Here is a 19,193-nt window from a genome sequence, read left to right as displayed (position 1 = left end):
CCAGTAAGCGTAGCCTTGCCGCGCCAGGGACGCGAGGTTTCGCAAAACTTGTAAGTTCCGCGACAGATCGGGACCACACGGAAAATCTGGCACGTGTAAACGCTCGCGCTAAATGGCGGCGTTCTGATCGCGCTATTTGTCAGTTGCCGGGTCCGATGACGAGGCAATCGCGCGCGGCCTGAACGATGTCAGCGGTGACCTCCTCGACGCGGTTGAGGGTCATGATCCGCCGCATCTGCGCGAACAGGCGCTCCATGAGCCGGAAGTTGCCGCGCGTGATGCGGATCACGGCTGCCTGCGCTTCGATCGCGTCGAGTTGGGCCGGGTCGAAGCTGATCCCGAAATCGCCGGCGTGGGTCGCGAGCAGCAGCCGCATTTCGGTCTCGGTAAGCGGTTTGAACTCGTGGACGAAGCCGATCCGCGAGTAGAGCTGGGCATAGCGGGCGAGGCGCTTCTCCAAGCCCGGCATACCCATCAGGATCAGCCCGAAGCCGTGGCGATCGGCCATGTCGCGGAGATGTTCGAGCGACTTTATGGTCAGGCGGTCGGCCTCGTCGACGATGACGAGGGGGCAGGCGATGCGGGCGGCGTCATGGGTGATTTCGTCCTGCGAGCCGCCCGCGACCGTCAGCCGGGCATAGCCCAGCTTAATGAGGTTGAGGCCCAACACCGCGTCGATCGTCTTGGGCGTGTTGCTGACCGACACGGTGTAGAAGACGGCGCGGCAGCGAGCGACCTTTTCGCCAAGGAGCGCGGCAATGGGACGGAGCGCGGCATATTCCCCCAGGTCGGGGAAGCTGGAAAACTCGCGCGCCGATCGCGTCTTTCCGACGCCCGGCCGGCCATGACACACGCCGATATAGCGGTAGTGCGCGCAGGCTTCGGCAAACTCGACGAACCGGGCATGTTCGCGGGTCGCCAGGAACGGCTGCTCGACCAGGAACTCAATCGTCAGCGGCGTAGAGCCGGAGCCCTCGGTAGGTGGTGGGCCGGGAAGCCGTATCCTCTTGGTCGCCATCGAAGGTCTCCGTGGGGGCAGGCACCTGCTTGTCGCGCTCCTTCGCGCCGCGCCGGGCGCGCTGGATCGCGCGCAACGACGGGTGCCCAGCGTGCTCGGAGCTGAGCGCACGGCAGACGAACCGGCCCTGGTGGTAGACGTGGATCTCGGTCAGGTCGCGGGGGTCATAGACCGCCTCGACCTGCTCGCCGACGAAGGCCGCGAGCGTGGGTTCGACATAGCGCCTGCCCATCAGACGGATGCCGTCGCGCAGCACTTTACGGGGCTTGGGCACGTGCACGAGCAGCATGTCGAGCTGTTCAAGGCTGTCGGGCATTGCGGGCAGGAACCCGCCCTTCTGCCAGCGCGTGATCGGCGGTTCGCCGGTGCTGCCATGCGGGCGACGATGATAGACGCCGCACACGAACGCCTCGAAGCGGGCGCGCAGCTCGTCGAGCGTGAGCACTGGCGCCGACAGCGGCTTGCCCGCGATCAGGTGGCCGGGCAGGTCGGGCAGGAACATGTCGTTGATGGTGCGGAACAGCCGCTCGATCTTGCCGCGCCCGCGAGGACGCCCCGGCAGCGAATGGATGAGGCGGATTTTGAGGGCGATGCACGCCTGCTCGATATGCTCGGAGATGAAATCCGAGCCGTTGTCGACGTAAAGCTGTTCGGGAATGCCGCTGACGATCCATTCGGGATTGGGCTTGCGCCAGATCGCCTGCCGCAAGGCGAGCGCCGTGTTGAGGGCACTGGGGGCATCGAGGCTGAGGAAGTAACCGGCGATGGCTCGGCTGTGATCGTCAACGATGACGGTCAGCCAAGGACGCACCGGGGTTCCGGCATCATCGAGCACGAGAATGTCGAGAACGGTATGATCGGCCTGCCACATCTCGTTCGAGGTCGCGGCTTCGCGCCGATGCACTAGCTCGTGCTGGTCGCGGTAGACGGCCGGATCGGAGGCTGCGGCGATCTGGCTTGCCGGTATCGCCCTGACGACACGCGCGACGGCCGCATAGCTGGGGGTTCGGTGTCCATGCGCGATGGCGAGTTCCTGCACCTTTCGGTGAATGGCGGCGACCGGGGGTCGCGGGCGCTTGGTGGCGAGAGTGCGGGTCAGTTCGACCAGATGTTCCGGCAGGTGCAGCCTGCCCCGATCGTTGCGCGGCAGACGCGCGAGACCGGCAAGTCCTTCGGCACGGTAGCGCCCGAGCCAGCGCTGCAACGTCCGCTCGCTCAGCGTGCCGGTGCGGGCGAGGTCCGCGAGCGGGATGCCATCGGCGAGGTGCGGTTCAAGGACGCGGTAGCGCTCGATCGCCAGCGGCGGGACAAGCGCCGGATGCGTCACCGCCGACGGTCCGTGTCGCAGGTAAGGAAAACGGAGATTTGCCTGCCCATCGCCATGCGAGTCCGCTCGCGTTGCCAAACCGGCCTGTTCGACGTAAATCTACCCGGTAAAGAAAACTAGGGCAACATAGACCTGCCGATGACGACTTTCTTCCCAAACCGCGCCCGATCGGGGCGCCACCGGCCCTACGCATGAAAATCGGTTACGCCCGCGTATCGACCGCCGAGCAGAACCTGGACCTCCAGCGTGATGCGCTGAAGGCTGCCGGCTGCGAGAAGGTCATCACCGACAAGGCCTCCGGGGCGACTGCCGCTCGCCCTGGATTGGAAAAGGTGAAGGAGCTGCTTCGCGCCGGCGACACACTGGTGGTCTGGCGCCTCGACAGGCTCGGCCGCTCGCTCCGTGATCTGATCGGATGGATGACCTACCTCGACGAGGAAAAGGTCGGGCTGCTGAGCCTGCACGAGGCGATCGACACGACCACCACGTCGGGCAAGCTTACCTTCCACCTGTTCGGGGCATTGGCGGAGTTCGAGCGCAACCTGATCCGCGAGCGGACCCAGGCCGGTCTCACCGCAGCCCGCGCTCGCGGCAAGAAGGGTGGCCGGCCGGCCGCACTCGGCAAGGACAAGCGCGACCTGCCCGTCAGGCTCTACCACGAGAACACGATGCCGATCGCCAAGATTTGCTCGATGCTCGGCATCTCCAAGCCAAAACTCTACGCCTATGTGCGATCGGCCGAGACCAAGCCGGTAGCCGCGTAGCGACGCTCGCCGACAAATAGCGCGATCAGAATGCCGCCACTTAGCGCGAGCGTTTACACCGTTCGCGGTCCCGATCGGCCCAGCGTCCCCCGGAACCGTTCGTTATCGGGAAGGCATCTAAGCGGTCTGCACCATCCTTCATCTAAAGTTCTCCAAGCGCTTCTGAGGATTTTCGGGCGCACCAAAAGCACTTGCTCCTCCAGTGGCTGGAGCATGTAACCGCAATTTGCTCTCCTGCGGACGGGGGGCTGGAGGTGGCTTTTTGACGGCCCGTGTTGAAGCAATCGGTATGTCTCGACGCTCATTAGTGGCGCGGCTGGTGGCCTGTGGAACCGGCTTGGTGCTCGGTTCTCCAACGCTCGCGCGACAGACTTCCCGGTCTGCGGGCTCGTGGAACTTCGGTGCGGCTCACCTCGAATGGGAGCCGCTGGAAGTCGGCACGGGTGATACCCTCCTTGTTTCGGCACAAGTGCGCGGAGTGCCGGTGCGGGCGGTGCTCGACAGTGGCAGCGGCGCGTCGATCATGAGCACGGCGCTCGCGGCGAAGCTCGGCTTGAACGATGGTGAGCGGCGCATGATTAGCGGGCTGAGCGCCAAGGCCCCGGTGCTGCTGGTCCGCGACATCGACGTACAGCTCGCCCGCGAAACCCGTCGCTTACCCTTTGCCGTCGTTGGTGATCTGAGTTCAGTGTCGGCGGCCTTCGGACGACCGATCGATATCCTCCTCGGTGCCGATATGTTCACGGGTAGCTGCATCGCGCTCGATTTCGCGAAAAGGCGTATGGCGGTCGTCAAGTCAGGCACGTTTCTCGCCGGTCCCGACTGGCGCGCTGTCGCGCTCGGGCGCGGTGCCAAGCAGGAGCTGTTCATTCGAGCTTCCGTCTCGGGTTTGCCTCCCGTGCCCTTGATGATCGATCTTGGCAGCTCGGCCGCGCTGATGCTCTCGTCGGCCTATGCCCGCGATCAAGGGCTGTTGAACGGGAAGCTCGTCTCGACCGCGGCGATCGGCGGCGTCGATGGTGTGCGTATCAACGATGCTTTCACGATCCAGAACATCAACATCGAAGGGCTTGGCGTCTCGAACGTCCCCACACTCGGGATGAGAGCTTGGCTCTCCACCAGCACGGTTGGCAATGTCGGCCTACCGCTGATCGCTCAATTCGACGTGGTGTTCGACGTGACCGCCGGATTCGTGTGGCTCCGGCCACTCGGTCCTCGTCGTCGCCTGCCGATGCTGAAGGACCGTAGCGGCCTTGGCCTCGCAGCCTCACCAACGGCGCTCACCGTTGTTCATGTGGCGGCGAACAGTCCCGCGGAAAAGGCTGGCTGGGCGGTCGGCGACCGGATCGTGGCGGTGAACGGCCATTCGATCGATGCGAACTATACGCGTGGGGAGCTCTGGCAAGTGCGCTCCCGGCCTGCTGGCACCCTCGTAAAGCTGACGATGGCCTCGGGTGATGTGCGCGAGCTCAGGCTGGCCGATTATTATTGATCGGCTTGAGGGTGGCCTTTGCCGATCGCCTTCATGATCCGACAATCGGCCATGCGCGCCTTGGTGCAGCTCTGGCTGAGCATTGCCAACTCATCCCGCAACACCGCGAGTTGCGCCAGTCTCTCCTCCACATCCTTGAGGTGCTGAGCAGCGATAGCTGAGGCGGCACCACAATCCTGGTCCGGGTTCTGCGCCAGCCCCATCAACGAACGGATCTCGTCGACGGAGAAGCCAAGCCGGCGACCGTTGCGGATGAAGTGCAAACGCTCAATGTCACTGGCATCGTAGGTTCTGCGACCCGACGCCGTGCGAGGGGCGGATCGGAGCAACCCGATCGACTCATAAAAGCGGATCGTCGTCACCTTCGTCGAGGTCTCGCTGGCGAGCTGCCCAATCATCACCGGCTTCATCATGCCATCCTTGCTTATGCGAACGTGTCGCACATTTCGCTTGCTTCTACAGCGACTGGAGGTGGTAAGGAAGGCCGCATGAATGCTTCTACCGAAAGCTGCGGGTGCCACGGGGAGCCCGCGCGCGCGCAAACCGATCCGGCCTATCGCCGTGCGCTGCTGACCGTCGTGGTGCTCAACCTCGGCTTCGGAGTCGCCGAGCTGTTCGGCGGGTTCATCGCCGATAGCCAAGCGCTGAAAGCGGATTCCCTCGATTTTCTCGGGGACGGGTCGATCAGCCTTATCGGTCTTCTCGCGCTTGCCTGGTCCGCACGGGCGAGGGCAAAGGTCGCGCTGACGCAGGGGTTGTTTCTCGGTGCGCTTGGCGTGGGCGTAATCGGTTTCGCGATTTGGCGCGCCCTGAACGCAACCGCGCCCGATGCCGAACTGATGGGCACAATCGGCGTTGTCGCGCTCGCGATCAATGTCGTGTCCGCCTTGGTGCTTGCGCGTTTCCGGGAAGGGGACGCCAATGTTCGCGCGATCTGGCTGTTCAGCCGCAACGACGCGCTCGCCAACGTGGCGGTGATCGCCGCGGCCGGTCTGGTGGCGTGGACAGGAAGCGCCTGGCCGGACCTCGCCGTCGCCGGCCTCATCGCCCTCCTGTTCCTCCACTCCGCTTATGAAATCGTCACTGGCGCTCGGCGCGAATTGGGAGAGCGGTAGTGCGTCTGCTCGCGTTGATCCGGGCAATGCTCTCGTTGCGGCTGCTCTCCGCGCTCGCGGCGCTGCTGATCCCTGCTGCGGCAATCGCCGAACCCGGCGACGTGCAAACCGCATGGCGGCTGCTCGACTATATGGCCGTCGATTATGGCGGCGCGGTCGCCAACGGTCGGATCAAGAGCACGTCGGAATATGCCGAGATGACGGAGTTCGCCGCGTCGGTCTCGACACGGCTTCAGGGCCTGCCGGCGAAGCCGGAGCGTCAAGCCCTCATCCAGCGGGCTGCCAACCTCCAGGCGGTGATCGCGGAAAAGGGACCGACTGAACAGGTGGCAACATTGGCGCACGGGCTCGCGGCCGATCTGTTGCGCGCCTACCCGGTGCCGCTCGCGCCCGATAAGGCTCCGAACCTCGTCTCCAGCGATGCACTGTTCCGACAATCCTGCGCGTCCTGCCACGGGATGACGGGCAACGGCCGTGGCCCTGACGCCGCCAAGCTCGCTACGCCCCCGATTGCTTTCACCGATGCCGAGCGCGCGCGCCAGCGCAGCGTGTTCGCGCTCTATCAGGTGGTGACGCAAGGCATCGACGGGACCGCGATGCAGAGCTTCGCCGATCTGCCCAACGATCAGCGCTGGGCGTTAGCATTCCGAGCCGGGAGCTTCGCCTTCACGGATGCGCAGGCGCGCGAAGGCGAGCGGCTTTGGAAATCCGACCCGACCCTTCGCCGGCGCATTCCGGACCTGAAAACCCTGGTCGCGCTCACCCCGGCCGCGCTCGGCGCGGCGATCGGCGACGCCAAGGCTGACCCAGTGCTCGCGTTCCTGCGTCGTCATCCCGAACAGGTGATACAACAGGCTCCCGGCTCGCTCGCGGTCGCCCGCGCCAAACTCGCCGAAAGCGTGGCGGCTGCGCGGCGCGGCGATGCGCGCATGGCGAAAGAGCTGGCGCTGTCGGCCTATCTCGATGGGTTCGAGCCGATCGAGCCAACACTCACCGCGCGCGACGCGACGCTGATGGGTCGAATCGAGGGCGCGATGGGGGAGTTCCGCGCCTCGATCGACCGGGGCGCGTCGCCCGATGATCTCGCGGAGAAGGTCGCAGTACTGGGCGGCCTTTTCGACGATGCGGAAGCGGCGCTCGCGCCTGATGCCGCCACCGAAGCGTCCACGTTCCTGGGCGCGTTCACGATCCTGCTGCGTGAAGGGCTCGAAGCCCTGCTCATCGTTGTCGCCATGATCGCGTTCCTGCGTAAAGCCGAGCGCGGCGAGGCGCTGCGGTACGTGCATGGCGGCTGGGTCAGCGCGATCATCGCGGGCGGGATCACCTGGGCGGTCGCCACCTATGCGATCGGGATCAGCGGTGCGAGCCGGGAGCTGACGGAAGGGTTTGGCTCGCTGTTCGCCGCGGTCGTGCTGCTCTCGGTCGGGATTTGGATGCACGGCAAGGCGCAGGCCGATCAGTGGCAGCGCTATATTCGCGAGAAGATGTCGCGGGCGCTCTCGGGCGGGTCGGGCTGGTTCCTGTTCGGGCTGGCGTTCGTCGTAGTTTATCGCGAGGTCTTCGAGACGATCCTGTTCTATGCCGCGCTTTCGGCGCAAGGTGACAACGGGATGCTTCTCGCGGGGGCCGGGTCGGCGATTGGACTGCTCAGCCTGATCGCTTGGGCCATGCTTCGCTACAGTCGCAAGCTGCCGATCGCGCAGTTCTTCCGCTATAGCTCCTGGCTCATGGCGGTCCTGACCGTCGTGCTGGCGGGTAAAGGCGTCGCCGCGCTCCAGGAAGCCGGCCTTATCAACATCGCACCGCTCGCGGACGTGCCACGGCTGTCGATGCTCGGCGTGTTTCCCACTTGGCAATCGGTGCTGGCGCAACTCCTGATGGCGGTCGCCATTGCGGTCGGGTTCGCCTGGAACGGGCGCGACCGATCCCGCTCGGGTTCCGGCTCAGTGACCCTTGGTTCGAATTAGTGCAATGACATGAAAACCCTTCCGTGATAGAGGCAAGCTAGTGCGAGCCTTTTTGCCTTTCCTGACATGCCTGATGCTGGTCCTGACCAGCTTCTCCGGCATGGCCCATGCCGCCGATCTGGCGGGGGGAAGCATCGCGGGCGTTGAGTTCACGGTCCATACCGCCGGTGACATCGATCAGGTGCCATCGGACTCGGACAAGAATGTCCCGCATCATCACAATTATTGTCACGGACACGACGTCGGCGCGCCTGCGCGCACGACGATGGAATATACCCCCGTCCTCACAGTGCCCAAGCCGACAATCTCCGCCTCTGCGTCGCTCGACGGCCGCACCGGCATGGTCCATTTGAGGCCCCCCCAAGCCTGACGTCCGATTTGGGCGTGCGTTGGCGCGCCCCTGTCGATCATCGTCAGGAGTCCTATTTTCATGAATCGTATCCTCGCGGCCATGCTGGCCGCAGCGTCTTGCGCCACGATGGCGCAGGCGCAGGTCGGACCGTCCGCGCCTGTTGCGCAGGATGCGCCGGTCTACACGCTTGACCAAGCGGTCAGTGCAGCGGGCGGTTCGGCCCCTGCTGCGGAAGCGGCGACAGCTGGAATCGACGCGGCCCGTGCAGGTCGCACAGTCGCCGGCTTGCGGCCCAATCCGGTGGTTCAAGGCCAAGTCGAGAATGTCATCGGCTCCGGGCCGTATCGGGGGGTCCGCAGCGCGGAAACCACGGTCGGCTTTGCGATCCCGATCGAGCTAGGCGGCAAGCGCGGCGCCCGCGTCGCGGTCGCCAATGCGCAATTGTCCCGGGCCGAGATCCAGGCCGCGATCATCGCGGCGGATGTCCGGCTTCAGGTAACGCAGCTCTATGTCGAAGCGGTCGCGGCCGATCGCCGGGTAATGACAGCCCGCGATCAGGCCCGGATCGCCAGCGATGCGCTGCGGGCCGCGAGCGTTCGCGTGCAGGCAGGGCGGGCATCGCCACTCGAGCAACAGCGCGCGGATGTCGCGCGTATCAATGCCGACGCCAATGTGGAGCGGCAGCTTCGCTTGGCCGAGGCGGCCCGCGCCAATCTGGCGCGTCGGATCGGACGGCCGATCGACGGCCTGCTCGATGACACGCTGCTCGATCGCCTTCCCGATGTGAACGTCTATGGGCCGTTGGCACCGGTCAACACGACCGGCACACTCGCGCTGGCGGCAGCCAACGCGGATTTCTCCATTGCCGAAGCCGGCGTGCGGCTCGCGCGCGCCAATCGCGTGCCTGACCTGAACGTCGGGCCGTCGATCCGCCGCCTGGAAGCGACCAACGACATGGCGGCGGTGTTCAGCGTGTCGATCCCGATCCCGGTGTTCAACAATGGTCGCGCCGCGATTGCGCAGGCGACCGCGCAGCGGACCCAGGCGGATGCGCAGCGCCGCGTGACCGCGCTCGACATCGAACAGGCGATCACGGACGCGCAGGCGCAGGCGGCCAATGCCGCAACGACGGCTCGTGCGGCGTCGGGGCCGGCGCTGGCGGCTGCACAGGAGGCCGCCCGCATCGCGCGGATCGGCTATCGCGAGGGCAAGTTCGGCCAGCTCGAATTGCTCGATGCTGAACGCACGCTCGCCGAAACGCGGGTCGCCGCGATCGACGCGCTTGCCAATTACCAGAATGCCCGCGCGCAAGTGGAGCGACTGACCGCTCGTGCGCCCAATGGGGGGAATCAGTGATGAAGAGCTTTTATCTCGCGGGCGCGGCGTCGCTCGCCCTGCTCTTGGCTGCCTGCGGCGGCAAGGATGGCGGAAACGAGGCAACTGCCGAAGGCGCAGCTGCCAATGAGACGGCAGCGGGCACGGAAAAGGGCGGTGCTGAAGGCGGTCATGCCGGTGAAGGCGTCGTCACATTGGGTGCCGACCAGATCGCCACAGCGGGCGTCCAGGTCGGACGGCCGATCATCGGCGGGGCCGGGACGATCGAGCTGCCCGCGATCATCGAGGGCGACCCACAGGGAACGCAGGTCGTCTCGGCCGCAATTGCGGGACGCGTGGTCGCGCTCACCCGTAACCTCGGCCAATCGGTCGGACGCGGCCAGACCATTGCGGTCATCGAAAGCCGCGAGGCGGCGCAGATCAAGGGCGAGGTCGAGGCGGCGCGGGCGCGGCTTCAGCTCGCTAATTCGAACCTCGCGCGCGAACAGCGGCTGTTCGCGCAGAGAGTCTCCCCTGAACAGGATCTGATCGCCGCCCGCACAGCGGCGACGGAGGCGCGGATCGCCCTGACGCAGGCGCAGAGCATGGTTTCGGCGGCGGGTGTCGGCGGCGGCGGGCTCAACCGGCTCGGCATTGCCGCGCCGATCTCGGGCCAGATCATTGCGCGCCCCGTGACGCTGGGACAAACGGTCGCGGCGGATGCCGAACTCTATCGCATCGCCAACCTGAGCCAGGTGTCGATCGCGCTTAATCTCAAGCCCGAGGATGCGGGCCGGGTGCGTCCCGGCAATACGGTGCTGGTGAAGGCGGCAGGCCGTCAGGCGACCGCCCGCGTGACCTTCGTGTCGCCGGCGCTTGATCCGCAGACGCGGCTCGTGCCTGCGCTCGCCACCCTCGACAATCGCGGTGGCGAATGGCGGGTCGGCGAGCCTGTGACGGCAGCCGTGCAGCTCACGGGCAGCGGCGGGAGCGGGGCGGTCCGCGTGCCGACGACGGCGGTCCAGAGTTTCGAGGGCAAGTCGGTCGTGTTCGTGCGCACGCCCACCGGCTTCAAGGCGACCCCGGTCCAGCTCGGCGATGCGTCGGGCGACACGGTGATCGTCCGGTCGGGCCTGACCGGCAACGAACAGATCGCCACCACCGGAAGTTTCACGCTCAAGGCCGAGATCGGCAAGGGCGAAGCGAGCCACGAGGATTAAGCCATGATCGCCCGTATCGTAACCTGGGCGGTCGAGAAGCGCTGGCTAGTCCTGCTCCTCACCGTCATCGTCGCCGCCATCGGCGCCTTTTCCCTCTACCGGCTACCGATCGACGCGGTGCCGGACATCACCAACAATCAGGTCCAGATCAACGTCCGCGCGCCTGCCCTCTCGCCCGAGCTGGTCGAGAAGCAGGTGTCGTTTCCAATCGAAACCGCGCTCGCCGGCACCCCCGGCCTGGAATATACGCGCTCGTTGAGCCGCAACGGCTTCGCGCAGATCACGGCGGTCTTTTCGGACGCGACGGACATCTATTTCGCCCGCCAGCAGGTGGGCGAGCGTCTGCGGGGCGTGCAAGAGAATCTGCCCGACGGCGTGAACCCTGAAATGGGTCCGATCGCGACAGGCCTGGGCGAGGTGTACATGTACACCGTTCGTCTCGATCATCGCGAGGACGACAAGCACAAGCCCGGTGAACCGGGCCAACAGCCCGATGGCAGCTACATCACGCCAGAGGGCGAGCGACTGACGACCGAAGAGGACAAGGCGACCTACCTGCGCACCGCGCAGGACTGGATCGTGACGCCGCTTCTGAAGACCACACCGGGCCTCGCCGGTGTCGACTCGATTGGCGGTTACGCCAAGCAGTTCCTCGTCGTGCCCGACGTGCAGAAGCTGGCCTCGCTCGGCATCACGCTGACGGACCTGGGAAATGCGCTGGAGCGCAATAACACCAGCGTCGGCGGTGGCTTCGTCAATCGCAATGGCGAAGGTCTGGCTGTTCGCTCGGATGCGCTCGTTCGCAATGCCAGCGAGTTGGCCAGGACCGTGATCGCGACACGTAACGGCGTGCCGATCACGGTCGAACAAGTTGCGACTGTGAAGACGGGTCAGGCGATCCGCATGGGTTCGGCATCGGAGAACGGTACCGAAGTCGTCGTCGGCACGGCGATCATGCGGATCGGCGAGAACAGCCGCATCGTGTCGACCGCGGTCGCTGAGAAACTGAAGACGATCAACGCTTCGCTGCCTCCTGACGTCGTAATTCAGCCGGTGCTGAACCGCACCGAGCTGGTCAATTCGACGATCAAGACGGTCGCGAAAAACCTGTCCGAAGGCGCGGTGCTGGTCATCGTCGTGCTCTTCCTGCTGCTCGGCAACTTCCGTGCGGCCCTGATCGCGGCGTTGGTCATCCCGATCACCATGATGCTGACAGGCTTTGGTATGCTGCGCGCTGGGGTCTCGGCCAATCTGATGAGCCTTGGGGCTTTGGACTTCGGTCTGATCGTCGACGGCGCCGTCATCATTGTCGAAAACGCGCTGCGCCGGCTTGCCGAGCAACAGCATCATGAAGGCCGATTGCTCAGCGTCAAGGAACGGCTCGCGACCGTGGCAGCCGCTGCGCGTGAGATGATCCGTCCCTCTGTGTACGGGCAGGCAATCATCATCCTCGTCTACGTACCGCTGCTCACGCTGACCGGCGTGGAGGGTAAAACGTTCGGACCGATGGCGCTGACCGTCATCATCGCGCTCGCCTTCGCCTTCATCCTCTCTCTCACCTTCGTGCCGGCGATGATTGCGATCTGGCTGTCGAAGAAGGTCGAGGAGAAGGACGGCCGCATCATCACGTGGCTGAAGAAGCGCTACGAACCCGGTCTCGACCGGGCCATGAAGCGCCCGACGCTGACGATCGGTGCGGGTGTGGGAAGCCTTGTGGTGGCGGCGCTTGCTTTCACTACGCTCGGCTCGGTGTTCCTGCCGCAGCTCGACGAAGGCGATTTGCTGATCCAGTCGCTCCGCATTCCGGCAACGTCGGTCCAGCAGAGCCAGGCGATGCAGGTGCCGATCGAGCGGATGATGTCGAAGCAGCCGGAGGTGCAATTCGTCTATTCCAAGACGGGCACCGCCGAGCTGGCGGCCGACCCGATGCCGCCGAACGCGACCGACATGTTCGTCATCCTGAAGCCGCGCAAGGATTGGCCGGATCCTGAGCTTCCCAAGGAGGAGCTGGTCAGCCGGATCGAGGGTAATCTCGCGAAGATTCCGGGAAATGCCTACGAGATCACCCAGCCCATCCAGATGCGCTTCAACGAGCTGATCGCCGGCGTGCGCGGCGACATCGCGGTGAAGGTGTTCGGGGACGACTTCAACCAGATGAACCGGACGGCCGAGCAAATCGCGGCGGTGCTGCGCAGAACGCAAGGCGCAGCGGACGTGAAGGTGGAGCAGACGACCGGTCTTCCCATGCTCGACATTCGCGTCAACCGCGACGCGATGGCGCGGTTGGGCGTTACGGCTCAGGATGTGCAGGACACCGTGACTGCGACGATCGGCGGGCGAACATCGGGCCAGATCTTCGAGGGCGACCGTCGCTTCCCCGTGGTGATCCGCCTGTCGGAGGCGCAGCGTGCCGACATCGGCCTGCTCCAACAGGTGCAGGTGCCGGTGGCAGGCGGCGGCTATGTACCGCTGTCCAGCGTCGCCGAGATCAAGGTGGTCGATGGTCCGAACCAGATCAGCCGCGAGAACGGCAAGCGGCGCGTGGTGGTGCAAGCCAACGTGCGTGGCCGCGACGTCGGATCCGTCGTGGCGGATGCGCAGGCGGCGATCGGCAGCCAACTCCGGCTGCCTGCCGGCACCTATCTCGAATGGGGCGGCCAGTTCGAGAACCTCCAATCGGCAAGCGAACGGCTGAAGCTGGTCATTCCGGCTTGCTTCATCTTGATCCTGCTGCTCCTCTACGGGGCGTTGGGATCGGTCCGCGACGCCGCGATCGTGTTCACCGGCGTGCCTTTCGCGCTGGTGGGCGGCGTCCTGTTGCTGTTCCTGCGGGGCATGGACTTCTCGATCTCGGCGGCAGTGGGCTTCATCGCCCTCTCGGGCATCGCGGTCCTCAACGGCCTCGTCATGGTCAGCTCGATCCAAGATCTGATCCGATCAGGGATGAGCCGCGAGGAAGCCGCGCATGTTGGCGCGATGCAGCGTCTGCGACCCGTCATCATGACCGCGCTAGTCGCCAGCCTCGGCTTCGTGCCGATGGCGCTGGGCGAAGGCGCCGGCGCAGAGGTTCAAAAGCCTTTGGCGACGGTCGTCATCGGCGGTCTGATCTCGGCGACGCTTCTTACGCTGTTCGTGCTGCCGACACTCTATGCCCGGTTCGGGCAGAAAGTGATCGAGAAACCCGAGCACTACAATGAGGAGCATGAAGGGGACGACCACGGTCAGACCTTCGTGAACAACTTGGCCTGATGGATGGGCGGGGCGATCCGCGATCGCCCCGCCCATCTCTGGGAGATGGGGATATGCCTCGCACCATAACCAGCTCGATGCTTCACGGCGGGCCACTGCGCATCTGGTCGGCACTCACCGATCCGGATCATCGCCGGGCGTGGAGTCCGCTCGTATTTCTCGATGATCCGTCCCGGCTCGGCGACACAGAATGCACCTTTGCGATCCAGGGCATCACCCGGCCAATTCGGACGCCAGCACGGATTGATCGATTCGATAAACCGCACGCCTTCGCTTGGTCCTGCGGCATCCCCTATCTGTTCACGCTCGAAGAGCGGTACGAGCTGGCGGGGGACGATGGCGGCACCAGGCTAACGCATAGCTGCACGCTGCGCGGGGCGCTCTCCCTGCCGTTCGCGGCGATGATGTTGCGCCGCCTGCGATCCCTGATGGTCGAATCTGACGATCGCCTCGCAACCTATCTCCGCTGGCGGGTAGGTCAGCCTGCCCGGGCTATCAATCGTCAGCGCGTCCCCTTCCGCTACAGGAGGAAGGCGCGATGATGATGCACTGTAAGCGGGTGCTGCCCGCCGTCATCCTCGTTGTCGGGCTCGCGGCGTGCTCGGAAAGAAAGCCGCCAGCCCCGCCAACGGAGCAGCAGATCCATTCGTCCGACAGCGCCGTGACGACCGGGGAAATGGGGCGGCATAGATATCGCTGTTCCGACGGGGAACCGCTGTTCGTCGATTACAAGGACAACGGCCTGCAGATCGATTTGCGGCGCTCCAACGGGGGACCGCCGATGATGCTGACCGCGCCAGCGCAGGGCCTGCAATATGTCGGCGAAACAGCCACCGCGACCTTCAAGGGGTCGCAGCTCACCATCGTGGAAGGCGATGGCCGTACCCGGATCTGCGAGCAGGAAGGCACGCGATGAACTGCCCTGCCTTCGAACGCCACAGGGCGCTTCGTCGGAAGAGACCGATGTCTGACACGTCGATTTCAAATGTGACAACCTTGTGCGGCCTGAATCGGGCCGGTCTGGCGATCGCGCGCCTCGGCGTCGTTCTCGTCTCCGGGGCGGTTATAGGGGCGTGTAATCCAGCGCCGACCCAGCCTACCGAGCCGGCGCATGAAAAGCATCTGACGTCGAAACTAATCGCGCAGCGCATCATGTACTGCGACGACGGCACACGCGCCGATGTCGACTTCATCGATGAAGGCTTGAAAATGGCCGTCACCTGGCTGCCGAAGGGCAGGACCGAGATCCTGCGCGCGCAGCGAACCGGTGACGAGTTTCGCGGCGACCATTCGCGGGCTGTCGTGGCGGGCGGATCGATCGCGTTCACGCGACGCGGGAAGATCCGCGTCTGCCACCGAACCCCGGAGGAGTCCTAGGAAATGCAGGCACTGCTCTATACGCTTGCGCCTGTGCTGGCGGTCGTGCTCGGCGCGATTGTCGCGAGCCGCACCAAGTTGAAACCTGGCCTCGTGGCGGGCCTACAGCATCTCGCTGCCGGCGTCGTGTTCGCGGCGGCAGCGACCGAAATCCTGCCGCAGGTCAAGCATGAGGCATCGCCCAGCGCGACGTTGATCGGCGGGGCGGCGGGCGTCGCGACCATGCTGGGGCTCAAGGCTCTTGAGGCCCGCTTCAAGGGGCCGATGGCGCTACTCGCCGCGATCGGCATCGACATTCTGGTGGACGGCCTGGTGCTCGGCCTCGCTTTCGTGGCGGGCGAGAAGGCAGGTCTCCTGCTGACGATCGCGCTCACTCTGGAAGTGTTATTTCTGGGACTGACGCTGACCGACGAGCTGGCGGAAACCTATCGCTCGCGCTTGCGCATCATCGTGATCGTCTCGGCATTGGCCCTGCTGCTGCCGATCGGCGCGCTCGCTGCCGTGCCGGTCGCCGCGCTGTCGCCGGTGATGATCGCCGGCTTCCTCAGCTTCGGGCTGATGGCGCTGCTCTACCTCGTCACGGAGGAGTTGCTGGTCGAGGCGCACGAGAAACCCGACACCCCGCTCATCAGCTCGATGTTTTTCGTCGGCTTCCTGGCCCTGCTGACACTTGAGGAGATGATGGGATGATCCCGGGCAACGACAACAATGGCGGGCAGGAGCGCCGCACACTGTGGATCGTCCTGCTGCTGAACGCGGCGATCGCTGCGGGCTTCTTCGTTTCCGGCTTCTTCGCGGACTCGAGCGCGCTGATCGCCAACGGCGTCGACAACCTGTCCGATACGGCTGTGTATGCGCTGAGCCTTGTGGCGCTCACCCGGGGCCAGACATGGAAGACACGCGCCGCGGTCGCTTCGGGCGTCATGCTGCTGATCTTCGCGGGCGGCATCTTGATCGATGTCGGACGGCGCTACGTGCAGGGCAGCGAGCCCATCGGACCTACCATGATGGTCATGTCCGCGATCGCCGGCGTCGTGAATTACCTCTGCCTGCGGCTGCTCCAGCGCCTCAAGGATCCGGACGTCAATCTCCGGGCCGCAACCACCTTCAGCTTCAACGACTTCATTTCCAACGGCGGCATCCTGATCGCCGGCGTGCTGGTGCTGTGGTTGGGTACCAATTGGCCGGACCTGCTGGTCGGCTTCGCCACCGCCATCATCGCCATCAAGGGCGGTGTCGAAATCCTGCGCGACGCGCGCGCCGAAACCAAGAAAAGCGAAAGGAGGTCGTCATGAACGACAAGCTCGAACTCGACATTCCAGTGTTGTTGCCGGACCTTCCTGACGCGGCCGATGCCTGCCTGGACCGTCTCGTATCAACCCTGTCAAAGCGCGAAGGTGTCGAGCGGGCGCATGTGATCTGTCTCGACGGCAACACGCCAGCGGCGCTGTGCATCCATTTCGATGCCGCCAAGCTGCCGCTGCCACGGTTGCGCGAAATGGTGCGCGCCGCAGGTGCCGAAATCACCGAGCGCTACGGCCATGCGATCTGGCAGGTGACGGGGATCAACCACGAACGTCGGGCGCGCACGGTCAGCGATGCGCTGTGCGCCTTGCCCGGCGTGGTCCAGGCAAGCGCCAGCACCAGCGGGTCTGTCCGGGTCGAATATGATCGCCGCGAAACCACCGAAGAGGAGGTGCGCGCTGCGCTTCGCAAGCTGAAGGTGAGGGTGGGCAAGCGGGTCGCTGCCGATGAACATGCCGGCCACGACCACGGCCCCGGGGGCCACGGCGCGGGCGAAGAGAAGCACGGCCCCGGCGATGGCCACGACCATAGCCACGCCGAATTTCTCGGCCCCAATACCGAGCTGATCTTCGCGCTCGCCTGTGGCGCGCTGCTGGGGATCGGCTACGCGATCGAGAGGCTGGTCGCTGGCGCGCCCGAATGGCTGCCGACCGCCTGCTATATCGCAGCCTATTTCTTCGGCGGATTCTTCACGCTGCGCGAGGCGATCGACAACCTCCGGATGAAGAAGTTCGAGATCGACACGCTGATGTTGGTCGCTGCGGCCGGCGCCGCTGCGCTGGGCGCATGGGCCGAAGGTGCGCTGCTGCTGTTCCTGTTCAGCCTCGGCCATGCGCTTGAGCATTATGCAATGGGCCGCGCCAAGAAGGCGATCGAGGCGCTGGCGAAGCTCGCGCCCGAAACCGCGACCGTGCGACGCGGCGGGCAGACCAGCGAAATCCCGGTCGAGCAGATGGTCGTCGGGGACATTGCCATCGTCCGCCCGAACGAGCGCCTGCCTGCCGACGGCTTCGTCATCAAGGGCACCAGCGCGATCAACCAGGCCCCGGTCACGGGTGAAAGCATCCCGGTCGACAAGGTGCCGGTCGCAGATGCCGCAGCGGCACGCGCCAAGCCCGATGCAGTCGACGCGGAAAGCCGGGTTTTTGCTGGTACGATCAACGGCGGCGGCGCGATCGAGATCGAGGTGACACGCCGTTCCAATGAAAGCGCGCTTGCCAAGGTCGTGAAGATGGTGAGCGAAGCGGAGACGCAGAAGTCGCCGACGCAGCGCTTCACCGACCGGTTCGAACGGATCTTCGTGCCCGCCGTCCTGGTCCTGTCAGTGCTCCTGCTGTTCGCATGGGTGGTCGTCGACGAGCCGTTCCGCGACAGCTTCTATCGCGCGATGGCGGTGCTGGTGGCGGCAAGCCCGTGCGCGCTCGCGATCGCAACGCCGAGCGCGGTCCTGTCGGGCGTTGCCCGTGCAGCGCGGGGCGGCGTGCTCGTGAAGGGCGGTGCACCGCTCGAAAACCTCGGGTCGCTCAAAGCGATCGCTTTCGACAAGACGGGCACGCTGACCGAAGGTCGTCCGCGCATCACTGATGTCGTGCCCGTCGATGGCGCCGATGAAGGCGAGTTGCTGGCGCTGGCTGTCGCCGTCGAAGCGTTGAGCGACCATCCCCTGGCCCAAGCGATCGTCAAGGACGGCCGCGAACGTCTGAACGATCGTGCCGTGCCGACTGCCGGCGACCTCAAGAGCCTGACCGGTCGGGGCGTCACCGCGAGCGTGGATGGCGAGACGGTGTGGATCGGCAAGGCCGAGATGTTCGGAAGTGAGGGCATTCCGGCGCTGGGGCAGGGCGCGCAGGACGCAATCGCGAAGCTGCGCGAGAACGGCCGCACGACAATGGTGGTCCGCAAGGGGGACCGCGACCTGGGCGCGATCGGCCTGATGGACACGCCTCGCGAAGCTGCCAAGACCGCGTTGCGTCGGCTGCACGAGATGGGCGTGTCGCGGATGATAATGATCTCCGGCGATCACCAGAAAGTCGCCGAAGCGATCGCCGACGAAGTCGGGATCGACGAAGCGTGGGGCGACCTCATGCCCGAAGACAAGGTTGCCGCGATCAAGAAGCTCGCCGGCGAAGACAAGGTCGCGATGGTGGGCGACGGCGTGAACGATGCGCCGGCGATGGCAAGCGCCACGGTCGGCATCGCGATGGGCGCGGCGGGGTCGGACGTTGCGCTGGAGACAGCCGACGTGGCGCTGATGGCCGACGATCTGGCGCACCTGCCATTCGCAGTCGGTCTTAGCCGCCATACCCGTGGAATCATCCGGCAGAACGTCTTCGTCAGCCTGGGTGTCGTCGCCTTCCTGGTGCCTGCTACCATCCTCGGCCTCGGCATTGGGCCAGCGGTGGCGGTTCATGAGGGATCGACGCTGCTCGTCGTCATCAATGCGCTCAGGCTGCTCGCCTACCGCGATCCGGCAGGGAAGGCGGCATGAAGTGGCTGATCGCCTTCGACCTCGACGGCACGCTTGCCGAGAGCAAGCGGCCGTTATCGGAGGATATGGCCGCAATCCTCGCCCGATTGCTCGCCATCACGGATGTGGCGGTGATCTCGGGCGGGGACTGGCCGCAGTTCGAAAAGCAGATCGCCTCGCGCCTTCCTGCCGGCGTCGCGCTCGACCGTCTCTGGTTGATGCCGAC

At 65.3% G+C, this 19,193-nt stretch carries 17 protein-coding genes and 1 pseudogene; 15 read left to right on the top strand and 3 right to left on the bottom strand.

Annotated features, from left to right (window positions below):
* Positions 1–139: 139 nt before the first annotated feature.
* Both L288_RS42605 and L288_RS36545 read right to left on the bottom strand, forming a co-directional pair.
* Positions 140–1,018 (bottom strand): AAA family ATPase, encoded by an 879-nt coding sequence (locus L288_RS42605; protein WP_009824028.1) that lies wholly within the window; start codon positions 1,016–1,018, stop codon positions 140–142.
* On the bottom strand, positions 945–2,345 hold the full coding sequence (locus tag L288_RS36545; protein ID WP_004212864.1) for a Mu transposase C-terminal domain-containing protein: 1,401 nt from the start codon (positions 2,343–2,345) through the stop codon (positions 945–947). The genes L288_RS42605 and L288_RS36545 overlap by 74 nt, the downstream gene beginning before the upstream one ends.
* 191 nt (positions 2,346–2,536) lie before the next feature.
* On the opposite strand from L288_RS36545, the gene L288_RS36540 reads away from it, so the two are divergent.
* Both L288_RS36540 and L288_RS36535 read left to right on the top strand, forming a co-directional pair.
* Positions 2,537–3,109, top strand: coding sequence for a recombinase family protein (locus L288_RS36540; RefSeq protein ID WP_009824027.1), 573 nt, complete (start codon positions 2,537–2,539; stop codon positions 3,107–3,109).
* Positions 3,110–3,398: 289 nt separating this feature from the next.
* Positions 3,399–4,601, top strand: a complete 1,203-nt coding sequence (locus L288_RS36535) for an aspartyl protease family protein (RefSeq protein ID WP_013039112.1) — start codon at positions 3,399–3,401, stop codon at positions 4,599–4,601.
* Here the strand turns inward: L288_RS36535 and L288_RS36530 are convergent.
* Positions 4,595–5,011, bottom strand: coding sequence for a MerR family transcriptional regulator (locus L288_RS36530; RefSeq protein WP_004212867.1), 417 nt, complete (start codon positions 5,009–5,011; stop codon positions 4,595–4,597). The two genes, L288_RS36535 and L288_RS36530, sit on opposite strands and share 7 nt — an antisense overlap.
* 78 nt (positions 5,012–5,089) lie before the next feature.
* On the opposite strand from L288_RS36530, the gene L288_RS36525 reads away from it, so the two are divergent.
* From L288_RS36525 to L288_RS0121955, 13 genes and pseudogenes are all read left to right on the top strand, one after another.
* Positions 5,090–5,716, top strand: a complete 627-nt coding sequence (locus L288_RS36525; protein WP_004212870.1) for a cation transporter — start codon at positions 5,090–5,092, stop codon at positions 5,714–5,716.
* Positions 5,716–7,683, top strand: a complete 1,968-nt coding sequence (locus L288_RS36520) for a cytochrome c/FTR1 family iron permease (protein WP_004212871.1) — start codon at positions 5,716–5,718, stop codon at positions 7,681–7,683. The genes L288_RS36525 and L288_RS36520 overlap by 1 nt, the downstream gene beginning before the upstream one ends.
* Positions 7,684–7,756: 73 nt before the next feature.
* The gene (locus L288_RS36515; protein ID WP_007406840.1) at positions 7,757–8,053 is read left to right on the top strand and encodes a hypothetical protein; all 297 of its coding nucleotides are present in this window, start codon (positions 7,757–7,759) and stop codon (positions 8,051–8,053) included.
* 60 nt (positions 8,054–8,113) lie between these two features.
* The gene (locus tag L288_RS36510) at positions 8,114–9,391 is read left to right on the top strand and encodes a TolC family protein (protein ID WP_013039111.1); all 1,278 of its coding nucleotides are present in this window, start codon (positions 8,114–8,116) and stop codon (positions 9,389–9,391) included.
* Positions 9,391–10,569 (top strand): efflux RND transporter periplasmic adaptor subunit, encoded by a 1,179-nt coding sequence (locus tag L288_RS36505; RefSeq protein WP_004212877.1) that lies wholly within the window; start codon positions 9,391–9,393, stop codon positions 10,567–10,569. Before L288_RS36510 ends, L288_RS36505 begins: the two co-directional genes overlap by 1 nt.
* Positions 10,570–10,572: 3 nt before the next feature.
* The gene (locus tag L288_RS36500; RefSeq protein WP_004212878.1) at positions 10,573–13,818 is read left to right on the top strand and encodes an efflux RND transporter permease subunit; all 3,246 of its coding nucleotides are present in this window, start codon (positions 10,573–10,575) and stop codon (positions 13,816–13,818) included.
* Positions 13,819–13,871: 53 nt separating this feature from the next.
* Positions 13,872–14,360, top strand: a complete 489-nt coding sequence (locus L288_RS36495; RefSeq protein WP_004212879.1) for an SRPBCC domain-containing protein — start codon at positions 13,872–13,874, stop codon at positions 14,358–14,360.
* Complete coding sequence (locus L288_RS36490) at positions 14,357–14,734, top strand: hypothetical protein (protein ID WP_021238674.1); 378 nt, start codon at positions 14,357–14,359, stop codon at positions 14,732–14,734. The genes L288_RS36495 and L288_RS36490 overlap by 4 nt, the downstream gene beginning before the upstream one ends.
* 47 nt (positions 14,735–14,781) lie before the next feature.
* Positions 14,782–15,195 (top strand): hypothetical protein, encoded by a 414-nt coding sequence (locus tag L288_RS36485; protein WP_017183574.1) that lies wholly within the window; start codon positions 14,782–14,784, stop codon positions 15,193–15,195.
* A gap of 3 nt (positions 15,196–15,198) precedes the next feature.
* Positions 15,199–15,885, top strand: coding sequence for a ZIP family metal transporter (locus L288_RS36480; RefSeq protein ID WP_004212882.1), 687 nt, complete (start codon positions 15,199–15,201; stop codon positions 15,883–15,885).
* Positions 15,882–16,490, top strand: coding sequence for a cation transporter (locus L288_RS36475; RefSeq protein WP_004212885.1), 609 nt, complete (start codon positions 15,882–15,884; stop codon positions 16,488–16,490). Before L288_RS36480 ends, L288_RS36475 begins: the two co-directional genes overlap by 4 nt.
* Positions 16,487–18,988: a heavy metal translocating P-type ATPase gene (locus L288_RS36470; RefSeq protein WP_004212886.1), complete on the top strand. Its 2,502-nt coding sequence runs from the start codon at positions 16,487–16,489 to the stop codon at positions 18,986–18,988. The genes L288_RS36475 and L288_RS36470 overlap by 4 nt, the downstream gene beginning before the upstream one ends.
* A pseudogene (locus L288_RS0121955) lies at positions 18,985–19,193 on the top strand (phosphomannomutase); the annotation flags it as partial. The gene L288_RS36470 and the pseudogene L288_RS0121955, both read left to right, overlap by 4 nt.

It is taken from the genome of Sphingobium quisquiliarum P25 (genome assembly GCF_000445065.1).
Taxonomy (GTDB): domain Bacteria; phylum Pseudomonadota; class Alphaproteobacteria; order Sphingomonadales; family Sphingomonadaceae; genus Sphingobium; species Sphingobium quisquiliarum.
The sequence above is the reverse complement of the archived record's forward strand: the minus strand, read 5'-3'. Positions and strand labels throughout refer to the sequence as shown.